The organism is Staphylococcus xylosus (assembly GCF_002732165.1).
Lineage (GTDB): Bacteria > Bacillota > Bacilli > Staphylococcales > Staphylococcaceae > Staphylococcus > Staphylococcus xylosus.
In genome coordinates this window covers 1-15,287 of the sequence record NZ_MRZO01000015.1, presented here as the reverse complement: position 1 = coordinate 15,287, position 15,287 = coordinate 1, and the positions used below count along the sequence as shown (strand labels likewise).

Genomic DNA, 15,287 nt, shown 5'->3' with positions numbered 1-15,287 from the left:
CGTATAATATTGGCAGTGATTTGGGCCGACTCCTGCGGGAAGAGCGCTAGCCGAAGACTACAGGCTAAGGCAGTGCCCGCGGAAAGCGTGCACAAAAAACTGCCAACAAAGTCGGAGACTTTGTCGACAGTCTGAGACAATTTCTATATAACTAATATAGAAATTGTCTTTTTCATTATCTTTTTAATTATAGTTAGCTAGTTGGACTACTATTTTTCTTATATTAGGGTTTATTAATACAAAGCCCAGTTCTCTTTTAAATTTAATTATGTCACGAACCGGTATTCGAGCGAAACTCAAAAAAACTTCACAAATTCCAAAAGTAATTCAACATAATTTTTCTTTGATTATAGATTTCTTTTGTTTTTAGGACTAAAAGCTTTTGCTTGATTTAGAATTTAAAATATTTCGGTTATAATTTTTATACATTAGGTATCTCGTTAATTTAGTTTAATAGTATTTATTAAATTATATGTAAGGGGCTTATCTTTTTAAAAGTATTTTAATTTAAAATTACATATCGATATGACGTATTTGGGCGAGACACTTGAGGAAATAATTATAGGCTAAACTGTTCCCAAAGAAACCTAGCTAAGAATACGTAGTATTGCATAAAAAAAGAAGCACTCAGATGATTTAATTCAATTCATCTGGTGCTATTTTTCTGGGATTTATGCCCCAAGCTCTTTATTTATATTAATTAACGTTTTAATGGTTTTATAGCAATAGTACCTCTCATAACACAAATTAATCTATCTTTATCATCTTTAATATCAATAGACCATACCTGTGTGGTTTTTCCTTCATGAATAATCGTAGCAGTTGCAAATATAGTTCCTTCAGTAGTTGAACCTATATGATTACCATTCATTTCTAATCCAAGCGGTACATATTGTTCAGTATCAATTAAATAAGCAGCTCCCATCGAACATGCTGTTTCACCAAGTGCTAGACTCGCACCTCCGTGCAGATAGCCAAACGGCTGTTTTACATTGTCCGTCACAGGCATCGACATTACCATTAAACCACGTTCTTGTTTCACAACTTTAATATCTAACGCATCTAACATATTAGCCATTGTGTCACCTCATTTTCTTTATATACCTTTTATAGTACCATAGCAGCAATTGTTCCAAAAATAATTAATGGAATATTGTAAAATAGGAAATTAGGTATACAAGTGTCTCTAATGTGGTCATGTTGTCCATCAACATCCAATCCTGCAGTAGGACCAAGCGTAGAATCACTTGCTGGTGAGCCTGAATCCCCTAATGCACTGGCTGTACCTATTAAGGCAATTAATGCCATTGTGCTTAATCCCAAAGATTCTCCTAAAGGCACGAACAATGTAGCAATGATTGGAATAGTAGCAAATGATGAACCAATACCTAAGGTAACTACTAAACCGATTATATACATCACAATGATACTAACTAATTTGTTATCCCCTATAACTCCACTTAATCCCTCTACAAGTCTGTTAATATCTCCAGTTTCATTCATTACTCCTGCAAAACCATTAGCCGATAAAATAACTACTCCGATAAATGACATGATCTTTATACCATCAACAAATTGCTTGTCTAATTCTGTCCATTTATATGCTCTGGAAACAAAGAATACAAGCACACCTGCTAACGCACCAAAGATCATAGAGTCTGTTAATAATTGCACTAAGAATGTTGCTATAATTGAAATAACAGTAACTACAAGTACATAGGGTTTAATTTCTATTTCACTATTATCTTTAATCTCTTCATGTTGAATGTATTTTCTTGGCTTTCTATAATAAAAGATACCTGCAAGCAATCCAAAAATGTAACCTAAAGATGGAATAATCATCGCTTTCCAAATCATGTCCATTTCAATTGGATGATTTGCTTTGGTAAAACCATTCTGAATAATTTGGTGGAATATTTGACCAAATCCAAAAGGTAATAAGACATAAGGCCAACATAAACCAAATCCTATAATAATTGCTATTTGTCTTCTATCTATATTCAGTTCATTAAACAAACTAATTAACGGTGGTATTACAATAGGAATAAACGCAATATGGACGGGTATTAAGTTCTGACTCATAATGCTCATCACTAATAAAGCTAATATGATAATCACTTTCACTTTAATACGTGACATCTTGCTATTTTCAGCATGGATACCATTTATAATTTTATTCACTAAATAATCGGTAATTCCACTATAAGAAATAAGCGCTGCAAAGCCACCAAGCAATGCATAACTTAGTGCTACTTCTGCACCGTCTACAATATTCTTACCAAAAACAGACACGATATCTGAAACACTCATACCTGCAATTAATCCACCTACTAAGGCACTGATAAACAAACTGATTACTACATTTAATCTACATAAACATAAAATAATCATCAGTACCACTGCTATTACTACAGCATTTATCAAAAAGCACAACTCCTTTACCACGTTATCGAACTAAAGCATCATGAGAACTATAATATCAATAACATGAGCACTTGTCAAACACAACAAATAATTTATTCATATATTTCCTATTCATCATTAAATAGCTAATTGTATGTCGCTCATTCTTGTCACTCTAAAACCTTATAACCCACGATTTATAGCATTATCATTCATCTCTCTTTATGATTTAAAAAATAAAAAAAGGAAGTATGAAATCAATATTGTAAAATTAATTTCATACTTCCATTCAAGAAATGTTATGTTTCTATTAACTTTTAAAGTATTAGTTATTTAACTATAGTGATTTTATAATATCAACAAATACAATAAATTAAAATGAACACTTCATATTAACGTCTTTCTAGACTTACATAATTATTTTATATTGCGTAACCATTCAACTATTGTAGGAATTAAATATCCTGTTGGACCTTTTGGACCTTTATACGTATTCTTATTGATAGTTGCAGGGCCAGCTATATCAAAATGCATATGAGGTGTATCTCCTGCAAAATGATTGATAAACGTTGCTGCAAACAAAGCTTTACCTTGGCCATTTGTATGGTTAACTAAATCTGCAACATCACTATTTTTAATTAAATTACGCTCAGTCGTTGTCATTGGTAACTCAAATACAAATTCATCATTAGTCTGTGCATAGTTAAGTATTTTTTGTAAATGATTGGATGCATTATGACTAAACACGGCAGCCTTATCATCTCCTAAAGCTACAATTGCTGCACCTGTTAATGTTGCAAAATCTAAGATCACTTGTGGTTGGAATTGATTTGCATAGAATACTGCATCACCTAATACCAAGCGACCTTCTGCGTCTGTATTCAACACTTCAACTGATTCACCACTTAAAGCGGTATATACATCATCAGGTTTCATTGCAGCTTCATTTATCATGTTTTCTGCTGCAGCAATAACACCGACAATATTTACTTTCAATCTAAGTTTGCGTGCAACTTCTATCATTCCCACGACGTTAGCCGAGCCACACATATCGAATTTCATCGTTTGCATGCCTATTTTTCCTTTTATGGAATAGCCACCTGAATCATAAGTAATACCTTTACCTACTAAAGCAATAGGCGCTTCATCTTTTTGCCCACCATTATATGTTAATGTAATGACTCTTGGACCATTTTTAGAACCTTTACCTACTGCATGAATTAAGCCGAACCCTTCATTTTGTAATGTCTCATGATCTTTAATATCTACATCTACTTCTGTCTCTTTAAAATGATCGTAAATAGAGTTTGCATAATACTCAGGAGTTAATATATTTGGTGGAATATTACTATAATCACGCGCTAAATTTATTGAACTACCAATGATTTGACCTTCTTCAATAAATTTAAGTATGTCATCATCGTCTGTATGTATATCTAATGTTAGTTCAAATGGCGCAGATTTATCTGTTTTGTAATTATCAAATTGATAAATCGCACGATTACTCTGTTGTCCTAATATCTCTGCAACTACATCTTTAGATAAAGATGGTGCTTCAAACGTTTCTAATTTAAAAGAGGCTTGTGTAATACGGTTTTGTTTCAAGTATTGAAATAAATTGCCAAACATTTTCAAATAGTCGTTAAACGTCAAGTTTTTAACATTACCCATGCCAACAGTAACCAATTTTACGTATTCATCACGTATTGTAAACATCGTGCTAGAAACTGTACCAATATTAGTACTAACTATTTGATTTTGCTTTAATGACTTTAATTGATCATTAATATTATCTCCGCTAATAATGATTTCCCCTAGTTGATTTAAATGTTCAGGTAAACCTATAATTAGCGTATTTGTTGCTATATCGTTGGAGTTTTTAAGATTAACTAACATATAACATCTCTCCTTTATAAGTTTAGACTTCTTTTTAATGCATTTTAAAGTAATACTATCAAAAAGTGTAATAAAAAGAGGCCGGACATAAATTATGTCTCGGCCTAGGATATGTTTTAGATAATGATGACTGCAATATAGAGAGTTTTAACTTTTCTACTCTTGTCATCAAAGTCTTGGCGAGACAATAAAATCATTTTTAGAAAGTGTTTTACTATCCCGCTCCTTTAAAAATTTGCATCACAGTTAAGTATGTGAATTACATATTTAAAATTATATATTAAAATTTACCTTTTTTGAACGCTAAACCGATACCGCCAAGTTTAAATACTGCACGTGTATCAATAACTTTCTTCATAAATGCTGCTTTTTTACCTTGGATATCTTTACCGTAAACAACACCAACGCCATCATGCGCACCTAGTGAACATACAGTACCGCGATCAACATAATCAAATTCTTGAGTTGGTTGACCTCCTAATACATTTTTAATGTTTTTAGCAGTATGTTCACCTTGTTGCATAGCGATTTGTGCTGTAGTTGGTAATGGACGTTCTTCTCCAGCAGGGATAAATGCAGAACAGTCACCAATAACAAAGATATCGTCATAACCTTCGATAGTTAAATCTTGTTTAGTTACAATACGTCCACGTTTTACGCCTTCGAATGATTCTTCCATTAATTTACTACCACGAACACCAGCAGCCCATACAACTGTATTAGCTTCTAATTGTTCTTCTTTGTCATTAACTTTTACAACGAAACCTTTTTCGTTAGCTGCAACAATCGGTGTACCAATTTTGAATTCTACACCTTTACCTTCTAAGTAACTTACTGCATAGTTAACTAGTTCGTCAGAGAACATTGGTAACATTTTAGGAGCAGCTTCAACACAAGTAATTTTCACTTTGCTTTGCTCAACACCATATTTATTACATAATTCTGGAATTCTATCAGTTAATTCACCTAAGAATTCAACACCAGTAAATCCAGCACCACCAACAATGATTGCTAAGTCTTTATCATCTTTTTGTTTTGAAGATGCATAGTTAGCAAATTTATCTTCGATGTGACGAGATAATTTACGAGCAGTTAAAATGTTTTCAATTTGGAAAGCATGATCTTTCATACCTTTGATACCAAATGTTTCACTTTCAAAACCTAAACCTACAACTAAGATATCAAAGTCAAAGATTCCAGCATCTGTTTCAACTTTTTTTGCATTGCGATCAATTTTAGTAACTTCTGCCTTAACAAAGTTAACTTTATTTTTGTCTACAACGCTTTCTACTGGATATAGTAAATCTTCATAGCTAAGAGTACCTGCTGAAGCCTCGTGTAACCACGTTGCTTCGTAGTGGTAATCATTTTTATTAATTAATGTAATTTCAGCTTCATCTGCTGAAATTTGCTTTTGTAATTTTGTAATAGTTTGTAAACCGGCATAACCAGCGCCTAGAACTAATACTTTTTTACGATCTTGAGCCATTTCATTCACCTAAGCTTTCTTAATTTTTTTGTTGCAATAGTCTTTTTCTATACCCCATTCACAATATAGTAATTCACAAAAAAGACATTTTTCATCCAATACTAATTTTATAGTTTTTACTGCTGATTTTCAAGCACCAACGACCATATTGTTTATTATTTCACATAAACGAATAAAAGACTATAGTTTACACTTATTTTAAGTAACTATAGTCTTTTATTTAAGTATTATAATTTAGCAATCTTCTGGTGAGCCAGCAACTTTTGCAGTTCTAAATGAACTACCACAACCGCATGAAGCAATTGCATTAGGGTTGTCTATTTGGAAGCCACCACCCATAAGTGATTGTTTAAAATCAATCGTTGTTCCATCTAAAACCGGTTTATCGTATTTATCTATTAAAACTTTTAAACCATGAAACTCATATATTTCATCATTTTCAGCAGGTTCAGCTTCAGCAGACATACCATAAGTTAATCCGGTACAACCGCCACCGTTCACCTTAACTTTCAAATAACCATCCGCCATATCATTTTGTTGTAACATATCTTTAACTTCATATGCAGCAGCTTCAGTCATTTCAATAATAGCCATTATTTTTACCTCCCTAAAAAATCCATGTTTCTTCTATATGTGCGTAAATTTTTTGTAATAAATCATCTGGCGAATCACCTTCAACGATATCACCATTCACTAATGCATACAACCCACTAGAACATATACCACAATTTTGTAAACAACCGTATTCTAATACGTCTACATCTGGGTCATTTTCAAGCTGATTGTATACATAATCTCCACCCTTCGCTAAATTCGAAATGCAGAACTCGATTATTGGATTCATAATACACCCTCTCATAAAATATCAGTTAAACAATTATAACAAAAACGTTATTGTTATTTCTACATACTAGCTTATAAAATATCACTTAATAAATAGCTTGAATTAATATGTACTTTACATCACTAATACAATAAAATTGTAAGTAATAATCTCCATTAAAATAAAATATATATTTTTAATAATTACAATTTGTCTTCTTTATTTGTAGTAACAAATAAAAAAGCATATAATAAATATAAGTAAGCTGATTATAGAAAATTGGTATATCGATGCAGGACGAAATATGATTTAACCACATTATATTTAATAACTTACATTGACGAGATAACAAGTTCAATTACCTACTATAGAAGTAAGTAATTGTATGTTTATGCTCAATACAATTTTTACTAGAGGGGTATCACAAATGAAAAACTTAGTATTATTAGGTGGCGGTTATGGAAATATGCGTATCATGTCTCATATCTTACCATCTGCACTACCTGAAAATTATACGATTACATTAATAGATCGTATGCCTTATCATGGTTTAAAACCAGAATTTTATGAATTAGCAGCTGGTACAAAGTCAGATAAAGATATTCGCATGAACTTTCCTGATTCAGATAGAATCAACAATGTCTATGGAGAAATCAATGATATTAATTTAGAAGATCAAATTGTTTCAGTTGGTAATACGAAAGTAGACTATGATGAATTAGTGATCGGTTTAGGTTGTGAAGATAAATATCATAATGTTCCTGGTGCTGAAGAATACACGCATAGTATTCAAACACTTTCTAAATCACGTGAAACTTTTCATCATTTAAGCGAACTACCAAATGGTGCCAAAGTGGGTATTGTTGGCGCTGGTTTAAGCGGTATTGAATTAGCTAGTGAATTAAGAGAAAGTCGCAAGGACCTTCAAATTTATCTTTACGATAGAGGTGAACGTATTTTAAGTCGTTTCCCTGAAAAACTTAGTAAGTATATTGAAAAATGGTTCAACGACCACGATGTGACAGTTGTTCCAAATTCTGATATTAATCGCGTGGAACCAAGTCGCATTTATAATAATGACGTACCTGAAGATGTAGATTTAATTGTTTGGACTGCCGGAATTCAACCAGTAGAGTTAGTAAGAAATTTACCAATCGATATTAGTAAGAGTGGTCGTGTCATCTTAAACCAATATCACCAAGTACCAACGTACAAAAACGTTTATGTCGTAGGTGATTGTGCTGAATTACCACATGCACCAAGTGCTCAACTAGCAGAAGCCCAAGGTGATCAAATTGCAGATGTTATGAAATTACAATGGCAAGGTAAACCTCTACCTGAAAAAATGCCAGAAATCAAAATACAAGGGTTCCTTGGTTCCCTAGGAGACAAAAAAGGATTTGCTTATATTATGGATCGTACCGTTACAGGCCGCTTAGCTTCCATTTTAAAATCCGGCGTACTTTGGATGTATAAATATCATAACGGTTAACTAATTACTTTATTAAATATGAACTTTTGGTTATTAAGTTTGTTGAAAGTCCATTTTCATACTTATAAAATCACAAGCACCGTCATTTGTTAATGACGGTGCTTGTGTTTATTTTTAAAAAAGTAAGGTTCTAACACTGAAATCTTTATATGATAAATAGTTATAACTTAAACATCTTTTTCGTCGAATTAATTGATCTAATGATTATCTAAAAAGCGAGTTATATCCTTCAATTGTACATATCCATCAGAAACATACTCGTCATTCATAGTTACGAGTGGATAAAAGAGTTCGTCATCTTGAATACGCTCAATAAATTGTTGGTCATGATCCGACAAATTTTCGGTATCATTTTCTATATCGATATACGTAAATTCAAATTGTTTATCTGGATACTTTCTCTGCAATAATGGTTGCAACCAGTCAAACGTATTACGAGATGTCGGCGCATTAACACAACTTGCACAAATAACATCTGCCCCATAAACAACAACACTTATTTTGTCCATATATCTTTTCCCCTTTTATCTTGAATTATAGATTTTTCATTACATTTCTATTATAATAAAAAGATAAGTAGAAAATGAAATAATATACTTGAAAGGAGGCATTTCCATGCCAACTGAAAACGTAACAATGTTTGATCAAGTAGCGGAAGTTATCGAAAAATTACGTCCCTTCTTACTACGTGATGGCGGTGACTGTTCCCTTGTTGACGTAGAAGACGGAATTGTTAAATTACAATTACATGGTGCTTGTGGTACATGCCCAAGTTCAACAATCACACTAAAAGCAGGTATTGAACGTGCTTTACACGAAGAAGTACCAGGAGTAATCGAAGTAGAACAAGTATTCTAAATGATAGATGCTTTATATATAACATCAGAAAATTTAGTTCCTTTCGAACACTTTTATAGAGAACAGGACAATGTAATTGATTTTTCATTGTCCTGTTCTATTTTTAACGCGAAAAATCCCTTCAACATTTCACTTAAATGTGTACATGTTGAAAGGATTTTTTATTTTATTTCTGGTGCATATGTTCATCGATATTTTTAGTGATATATACCCAGCCTTTCCAGCCAATATGAACTGCATCACTTACAACATATGGTTCGTAGTCTTTATCTGACATATCGTATGTCTGTCCACCATGAGCCACTATTGTTTTATCAATTTTTTTATATATTTTCTGACGTCTATCTTTATCAATACCAATGTGATCATACCACTTACCGTTAGAAGGTATAATTATATAATCAACATCTGCGCCAGCTTCTCGTAATGTATCTACAAGTAACTCTAAATCTTTAAATTCAGGAGAATTTTCCCTAAATTCATGGTTTCGATTAATTTTTCGTTTATGTTTTTTAATTAAATCCCAATATTCATCTCGAATACCAAATTCATTTGTTTTTGTATGTTTAGCGCCATAGATTTCAGCTTCTGTCATCACATCATCCCAAGAATCATTTTTTGAGGTAATTGGATCGATATGCGATACAGGTGATTTTCTCAATGGATATACGGCTTTAATAGCTTCAATTTTTTTCAATTGTTCATCTTTAAAGTTTGAAAGATAATTTTTATTTTCTTGTGATTTTCCTTGTGCAACTTTTTCTAAATATGCGCGATTTTCCACATCTTTAAATTGTAATAATCGTTTTGCATAACGTTGCTTAAGTTCTGGGCTTAGTTGTTCTTGCTTAAACAACTGATTGAGCTGTGCTTTTGAAATACGCGCCTTAAAATTATCTTGCGTTAAGCCATTTTTTGTAAACCACTGTGGCGAAACAATAAATGCCATTTTTTTACCTTTTAAATTTCCATATTGTGAACCTAGTTCCACAGCGTTCACTAAATCTGTCGAACCACCAGTACCAATTAAGAATGGTTTCTTACTAACTTGATTTCGATTATTTAATAAGACTGCTGGATTAAATGGATCGTCTTTTTCTAATTCACTGGAACCATATATCGGATAATAAGCATCAGATTGATACATTTTATCTTGCACTAAAGTTCCTTTTAGTACTTGATCTGTTAGAGCAACACTTTGCGTAGCTACTGTCTTGGAATTGATTAATCCAGCGAACCAACTTGCTGGTAATACTAAGAAAATTCCAAACAATACAAGACTTACAATAATAGGTATAAATGGTTTTAACTTCATCGTAATTCTTCTAATACCGCTACAATCTTGTTAGGTGTCGCCCATTCATCTCTATCAAAATCCATAATCGATACTTCAATATCTAATTTATTTTGAATCTCTAGTAAAAGACCTACCGTTTGAAAAGAATCAATAATCCCCTCTTCAAAAAGTTCTACATCTGGATTTTCCTTAATGACATTATTTTCAGCTACTTCAGTTAATAAATCTAATACTTGTTCTCTAAATTCCATAATAAATCCTCCTCATAATTAAAACAGTTTCCCAGAAAAGATAAGAAAACCAAACGTTACAAAATGGAATGTAACGATAATACTTAACATTGTTGTATATTGGTTAGACCATCTTGGCGGATGATTTTTTCGCCATTTTTCATAATATCCATAACCAATAAATAAAACTGCGTGATATAAACCATACAAAATATAATGAACTTCAATGCCATGCCAAATACCCATAATTAAAAAGTTTAATGAGAAAGCAATATTAGACATTGTAAATTGATTTTTTAATAAGCGTTTTTTCGACATAAAGAATAAGGCTCTCATATAGATACAATCTCTAAACCAGAAAGATAAAGACATATGCCATCTATTCCAAAAATCCTTGATATTCTTTGCTTTAAATGGTTGCTTAAAGTTTTGTGGCGTCTGTATACCATATAAATAGCTAAATGCCATCGCAAATAATGAATAACCAGCGAAGTCGAAGAATAGATACAAACTATATGCATACATATATAACCATTTAGCAGTGAAATTTGAAAAATCTAACATTAATGGATTAATCGCATAAACTTGTATTAAATAAGCAATAATGTATTTATATAAAAAACCTATCATGATGAAATGTATTGCTTTATTTAGTGATGCTCGATAACTTTCGCTACTTTGTATCTTACTTTCATCTTTAACAAAACGTTTGTAGCGGTCAATTGGACCAGATGAAATTGTAGGGAAAAAGGAAATGAATTGAAATACTTTAGTAGCTTTGACTTCTTTTATTGAACCATCGCGAATTTCCATTAATAATTGAACACTTTTGAAAGTAACATAAGAAATACCTAAGAAGCCTATAAATTCAATTACCTTGTTTTCATGGAGCTTTAATTGTGCAGCACCAAACCACGAACTTTGCATTACCTTTACCCCTACAAGTGGTAATATCGATAATACAATCACTATGAAAAACTTTATAAATGAATTGTTTTTCGCACGTGATTTCCAATAAAACATAATGATTGCTACTTGCCACAACAGATATAAAGCAAAGTTTATAAGTTGAACACTTAAATATGATTGACCAAATAAATTATGTTTATCTGAGGAAAAAATGAGCACAATCATGATAGCTGTGCTTATGCCATTATAAATACGGCTTCTTTTTCCAGTTAAACCTAATATAATCACCGGAATTAAGACTATAAATGCTATAAGAAAGAACGTAAATGTGCCATATGGAATCATGCTAATACATCCTCTGCAATCTGCTTACGATCTAATTTCCCATTAATTGTTAAAGGAAATTGCTCTTTAAATATAATCTTTCTTGGAATCATATATTCTGGCATCGCTTGTTTAAGTTCTTGTTTAATATCGTGTATCAAGTTTTGTTCATCTTTGTCATCATTCAAGTCATTTAAGACTACAACACCTTGTAGTTGCGTTACTTTATTATTTTTGTATACTGGTACCACAATTGCTTCTTTGACAACATCTATTTGTCTTAAATGAAATTCTATTTCTTCTAGCTCCATGCGATAGCCATTTAATTTCACTTGAAAATCTATACGTCCAGTGATAAACCATAGGTCATCTTGAACTGTTGCTTTATCTCCAGTAAAGTAAGATTTACGTTTATCTATATCTTTAAACACTGCATTAGAACGTTGCTCATCTTTCACATAACCTTCACTTACACATTGTCCAGAAATGATTAATTCTTCATTTTCTGCTAAAGATAATTGCGTACCTGGTCTCGCTTTCCCCACAGGTAATGGATTATATTGATTAATGACCGCTTCAGTAATTAAGATACTCGTAACTGCAACTGTCGCTTCTGTAGGTCCATATGTATTATAAATATATGCAGATGGAAAGAGTTGCAACAACAACTTAGCAGTTTTATGAGGCAAAATTTCTCCACAAAAGAAAAATTCTTTTAAACTTTCATAATGTGTTTCAGCTAAATTTGGTAACATTAAGCACATTTCCATAAATGATGGTGTAGACACCCAAACATTTATTTTAGATTGCTCTAACATATCATTTAATAATTTAGGCTTGTTAATCATTGTTTTATCTACTAAATTTAGTGTTCCTGCAGTAGCTAAACATGGATAAATTGCCATTACAGATAAATCAAATGAAAATGGAGCTTGATTTAGCCACTGTTGATTCTCACCTATTTTATTCAAATCTACCATCCAGTTCGTAAACTCGTTAAGACTTTCGTATCTAATTTGTACGCCCTTAGGTTCCCCTGTAGAGCCCGATGTGAAAATGGTATACGCAATATCTTTATCTTTAATTTTAGATTCAAATTCAACGGTACGATTATCCGTTAAAAGTGTTTCAGTATTTACGATTTCTCTGCCATTACTATCTAGTGAATGTTCACTTGTATTAAAAATAAAATCAGGGTTGATTTTTTCAATAATAGTATTAATACGCTCTTCAGGCATTGATATATCAAGGGGTACATAACCACATCCCGCTTTCATGCTGGCAATCATACCTACAATCATAAATGGTGACATATGACCATATACGATTAATGGGCTTTTAGTATCTTTGATTAAGTTTGCAAGTTTATTTGCATATTGATTTAACTCACGATACGTTAATACATCTGTATTATGCTTTATCGCTATTTGCTCAGGGTACATTTTTTCATTTTCAATTAATGAATATATAATATCCTTCATACTATTCTCCTCGACTAAAATTCATTATAAATAAAGTTATTATGCGTATCTCCAGAACCGTAAATTAAATACAGTGCTATAAATATTGCAAAATATAAAAGAGTTAATAACCATGGTTTAATTTTTTGATATTTCGTCGTATTTTCCATCTCTTTACGCATTTTTCACCTCTTAATTCAAATTATTTTTTATATTATTAATCATTTATTACATAAGTAAGTTTTTTGTTGTAGCACGATTTACACTACTTTAACATTTTACCAACTTATTATACATTTTTTATGATGTTGTGACAATCGAATTAACATATTTATATATAACAAAAATGTTAGATTGTTTATTTTATAGTGTTTTATAAAATCAAAATATTTGTTTATTCTTAGATAATTTTGCATAATATGATTCGAAGTTATATTTTATTATCGTATTAATATTGTAATGCTTTGTTAAAAATTATTGTTAAAAATACTTGATTAACGCTATAACTTCAAGGTGTTATTGCTATCTATCATATATAGAATGTTTAGTAGCATAATCATAATGCGCCGGAAAATATATGAATTTTTGTGTGAAAATAATACATGATTTTGAAAATAATTTATTATAGCATTACTAAAAATTTTAACGTGTGCGCATTTAACCGTGTCAACTTCGTAACAAATTTGACACAATTGGTATTTTTTAAAACAGTATTCTTTACATCATGATTTATAATCTATTAATTAAAATTCCACATAAAAATACACCTCTATTTAAAACAGAAGTGTATTTCAGTATGTCGACAAAGTCTCCGACTTTGTTGGCAGTTTTTTATGCACGCTTTCCGCGGGCACTGCCTTAGCCTGTAGTCTTCGTCTAGTGCTATTCCCGCAGGAGTCGGCATAAACCACTGCCAATATGACAAAAAAATTATGATAATATATGTAAATTAAACAGTGATGGTGTTTATGTTGAATATATAAGATTAGTGGATATAGTAAAAAACAATATAAAATGCGAAGTCAAACAACAGTAGAGAGAAGATTTGATGATACAAAAGTGCAGCGTGGTATGCGATGAACGAGGTATAGAGCCATGACAAAGTTCCCATGGATATCACACTGATTTGTGCTGACATGAATCTTAAAAATCGCAATGTGACTAATAAAAGGACCATTAATGGTCTGAAAGATTACTACTATTTTGAAAATTCATTTAAAATAGAAAATAAACAAACCTTTCGCATTGATTTGCGAAGGGTTTGTCAACGTTCTGAAATACACCTCTATTTAAAACAGAGGTGTATTTCTATATTATAGATAAGTATTAACGCTCTACGTTATTTGCTTTATCTTAGGATATGATAATACAAAATATTGATATATCATCTATTTACAATGTTTACTTTAAATTGACTGGCGTTTTAGCTGGTTGGTTATTTAATACTAATCTTATATTATCAACACATAATTGAATCATACGATTTCTGGTTGTAACAGACGCACTTCCAATATGTGGAACTATAACTGCGTTGTCCATCTCTAATAAAGGATGAGCCATATCTATTGGCTCTTCACGTAGAACATCTAGTCCACAAGCTGCAATCTGTCTATTTTGTAGCGCAGATACAAGTGCCTCTTCATCTACAACAGCACCTCGTCCAATATTTATAAAAATAGCATCACTTTTCATTTTTTCAAATGCTTGAGCATTAAATTTATTTCTAGTTTCTTCTGTAAGTGGTGCAGTACAAATAATAAAATCACTATGTTCAAGCAAAGTATCAAAAGGAACGTACAATGCACCAAGTGCTTTTTCAGTATCTTTATTTCTAGATCTATTATGGTACATAATCTTAGTATCAAAACCTTTTAATCTTCTTGCAAATGCCTTACCAATCTCGCCCATACCATATATTCCTACATTGGCATTAGATAGATCTTTTCCAGCAAACAAGTACGGCCCCCAACTTTGCCATTCTCCATTTTGAACATACTTTTCAGCTTCCACAATACGCCTAGCTACTGTTAACATCAATGTAAAACCAAGTTCCGCTGTTGTTTCAGTAAGTACACCGGGTGTATTAGTTACAGTGATCCCTTTACT

The 15,287-nt window shown here is 31.8% G+C and carries 15 protein-coding genes; 2 read left to right on the top strand and 13 right to left on the bottom strand.

Annotated features, from left to right (window positions below; translation table 11 throughout):
* Positions 1-700 precede the first annotated feature (700 nt).
* From BTM19_RS12840 to BTM19_RS12815, 6 genes are all read right to left on the bottom strand, one after another.
* The gene (locus BTM19_RS12840) at positions 701-1,078 is read right to left on the bottom strand and encodes a hotdog fold thioesterase (RefSeq protein ID WP_029377557.1); all 378 of its coding nucleotides are present in this window, start codon (positions 1,076-1,078) and stop codon (positions 701-703) included.
* A gap of 29 nt (positions 1,079-1,107) precedes the next feature.
* A complete protein-coding gene (locus BTM19_RS12835; RefSeq protein WP_029377558.1) occupies positions 1,108-2,424 on the bottom strand; it encodes a Na+/H+ antiporter family protein in 1,317 nt (438 codons plus the stop codon).
* Positions 2,425-2,820: 396 nt separating this feature from the next.
* A complete protein-coding gene (locus BTM19_RS12830) occupies positions 2,821-4,299 on the bottom strand; it encodes a M17 family metallopeptidase (protein ID WP_029377559.1) in 1,479 nt (492 codons plus the stop codon).
* Positions 4,300-4,579: 280 nt separating this feature from the next.
* The gene (locus BTM19_RS12825; RefSeq protein ID WP_029377560.1) at positions 4,580-5,788 is read right to left on the bottom strand and encodes an NAD(P)/FAD-dependent oxidoreductase; all 1,209 of its coding nucleotides are present in this window, start codon (positions 5,786-5,788) and stop codon (positions 4,580-4,582) included.
* 234 nt (positions 5,789-6,022) lie between these two features.
* Positions 6,023-6,382, bottom strand: coding sequence for a HesB/IscA family protein (locus BTM19_RS12820; protein WP_029377561.1), 360 nt, complete (start codon positions 6,380-6,382; stop codon positions 6,023-6,025).
* Between the two features lie 13 nt (positions 6,383-6,395).
* Positions 6,396-6,632, bottom strand: a complete 237-nt coding sequence (locus tag BTM19_RS12815) for a YuzB family protein (RefSeq protein ID WP_029377562.1) — start codon at positions 6,630-6,632, stop codon at positions 6,396-6,398.
* Between the two features lie 406 nt (positions 6,633-7,038).
* Here BTM19_RS12815 and BTM19_RS12810 point away from each other — a divergent pair, with 406 nt between their 5' ends.
* Positions 7,039-8,103, top strand: coding sequence for an NAD(P)/FAD-dependent oxidoreductase (locus tag BTM19_RS12810; RefSeq protein WP_029377563.1), 1,065 nt, complete (start codon positions 7,039-7,041; stop codon positions 8,101-8,103).
* Between the two features lie 197 nt (positions 8,104-8,300).
* On the opposite strand, the gene BTM19_RS12805 is transcribed toward BTM19_RS12810, so the two are convergent.
* The gene (locus BTM19_RS12805; protein ID WP_029377564.1) at positions 8,301-8,612 is read right to left on the bottom strand and encodes a YuzD family protein; all 312 of its coding nucleotides are present in this window, start codon (positions 8,610-8,612) and stop codon (positions 8,301-8,303) included.
* 106 nt (positions 8,613-8,718) lie between these two features.
* On the opposite strand from BTM19_RS12805, the gene BTM19_RS12800 reads away from it, so the two are divergent.
* Positions 8,719-8,961, top strand: coding sequence for a NifU family protein (locus tag BTM19_RS12800; RefSeq protein ID WP_002483816.1), 243 nt, complete (start codon positions 8,719-8,721; stop codon positions 8,959-8,961).
* A 166-nt stretch (positions 8,962-9,127) separates the two neighbouring features.
* Here the strand turns inward: BTM19_RS12800 and dltD are convergent, their stop codons facing one another.
* The 6 genes from dltD to BTM19_RS12770 form a co-directional block, all read right to left on the bottom strand.
* Complete coding sequence (gene dltD / locus BTM19_RS12795) at positions 9,128-10,276, bottom strand: D-alanyl-lipoteichoic acid biosynthesis protein DltD (RefSeq protein WP_029377565.1); 1,149 nt, start codon at positions 10,274-10,276, stop codon at positions 9,128-9,130.
* Complete coding sequence (dltC, locus tag BTM19_RS12790) at positions 10,273-10,509, bottom strand: D-alanine--poly(phosphoribitol) ligase subunit 2 (protein WP_029377566.1); 237 nt, start codon at positions 10,507-10,509, stop codon at positions 10,273-10,275. The genes dltD and dltC overlap by 4 nt, the downstream gene beginning before the upstream one ends.
* 18 nt (positions 10,510-10,527) lie before the next feature.
* Entirely contained in the window at positions 10,528-11,742 is a 1,215-nt protein-coding gene (gene dltB / locus BTM19_RS12785; RefSeq protein WP_058625715.1) for a D-alanyl-lipoteichoic acid biosynthesis protein DltB, read from the bottom strand.
* On the bottom strand, positions 11,739-13,202 hold the full coding sequence (gene dltA, locus BTM19_RS12780) for a D-alanine--poly(phosphoribitol) ligase subunit DltA (RefSeq protein WP_069796687.1): 1,464 nt from the start codon (positions 13,200-13,202) through the stop codon (positions 11,739-11,741). Before dltA ends, dltB begins: the two co-directional genes overlap by 4 nt.
* A gap of 14 nt (positions 13,203-13,216) precedes the next feature.
* A complete protein-coding gene (locus BTM19_RS12775; RefSeq protein WP_029377569.1) occupies positions 13,217-13,363 on the bottom strand; it encodes a teichoic acid D-Ala incorporation-associated protein DltX in 147 nt (48 codons plus the stop codon).
* Positions 13,364-14,582: 1,219 nt separating this feature from the next.
* The coding region (locus BTM19_RS12770; protein ID WP_099265897.1) for a 2-hydroxyacid dehydrogenase at positions 14,583-15,287 on the bottom strand (705 nt) is incomplete at its 5' end.

Coding starts and splice junctions, on each gene's coding strand:
- BTM19_RS12830 (WP_029377559.1), bottom strand. CDS start 4,299: ATGTTAGTTAATCTTAAAAACTCCAACGATATAGCAACAAATACGCTA.
- BTM19_RS12815 (WP_029377562.1), bottom strand. CDS start 6,632: ATGAATCCAATAATCGAGTTCTGCATTTCGAATTTAGCGAAGGGTGGA.
- dltC (WP_029377566.1), bottom strand. CDS start 10,509: ATGGAATTTAGAGAACAAGTATTAGATTTATTAACTGAAGTAGCTGAA.
- BTM19_RS12825 (WP_029377560.1), bottom strand. CDS start 5,788: ATGGCTCAAGATCGTAAAAAAGTATTAGTTCTAGGCGCTGGTTATGCC.
- dltA (WP_069796687.1), bottom strand. CDS start 13,202: ATGAAGGATATTATATATTCATTAATTGAAAATGAAAAAATGTACCCT.
- BTM19_RS12840 (WP_029377557.1), bottom strand. CDS start 1,078: ATGGCTAATATGTTAGATGCGTTAGATATTAAAGTTGTGAAACAAGAA.
- dltB (WP_058625715.1), bottom strand. CDS start 11,742: ATGATTCCATATGGCACATTTACGTTCTTTCTTATAGCATTTATAGTC.
- BTM19_RS12800 (WP_002483816.1), top strand. CDS start 8,719: ATGCCAACTGAAAACGTAACAATGTTTGATCAAGTAGCGGAAGTTATC.
- BTM19_RS12810 (WP_029377563.1), top strand. CDS start 7,039: ATGAAAAACTTAGTATTATTAGGTGGCGGTTATGGAAATATGCGTATC.
- BTM19_RS12820 (WP_029377561.1), bottom strand. CDS start 6,382: ATGGCTATTATTGAAATGACTGAAGCTGCTGCATATGAAGTTAAAGAT.
- dltD (WP_029377565.1), bottom strand. CDS start 10,276: ATGAAGTTAAAACCATTTATACCTATTATTGTAAGTCTTGTATTGTTT.
- BTM19_RS12775 (WP_029377569.1), bottom strand. CDS start 13,363: ATGCGTAAAGAGATGGAAAATACGACGAAATATCAAAAAATTAAACCA.
- BTM19_RS12805 (WP_029377564.1), bottom strand. CDS start 8,612: ATGGACAAAATAAGTGTTGTTGTTTATGGGGCAGATGTTATTTGTGCA.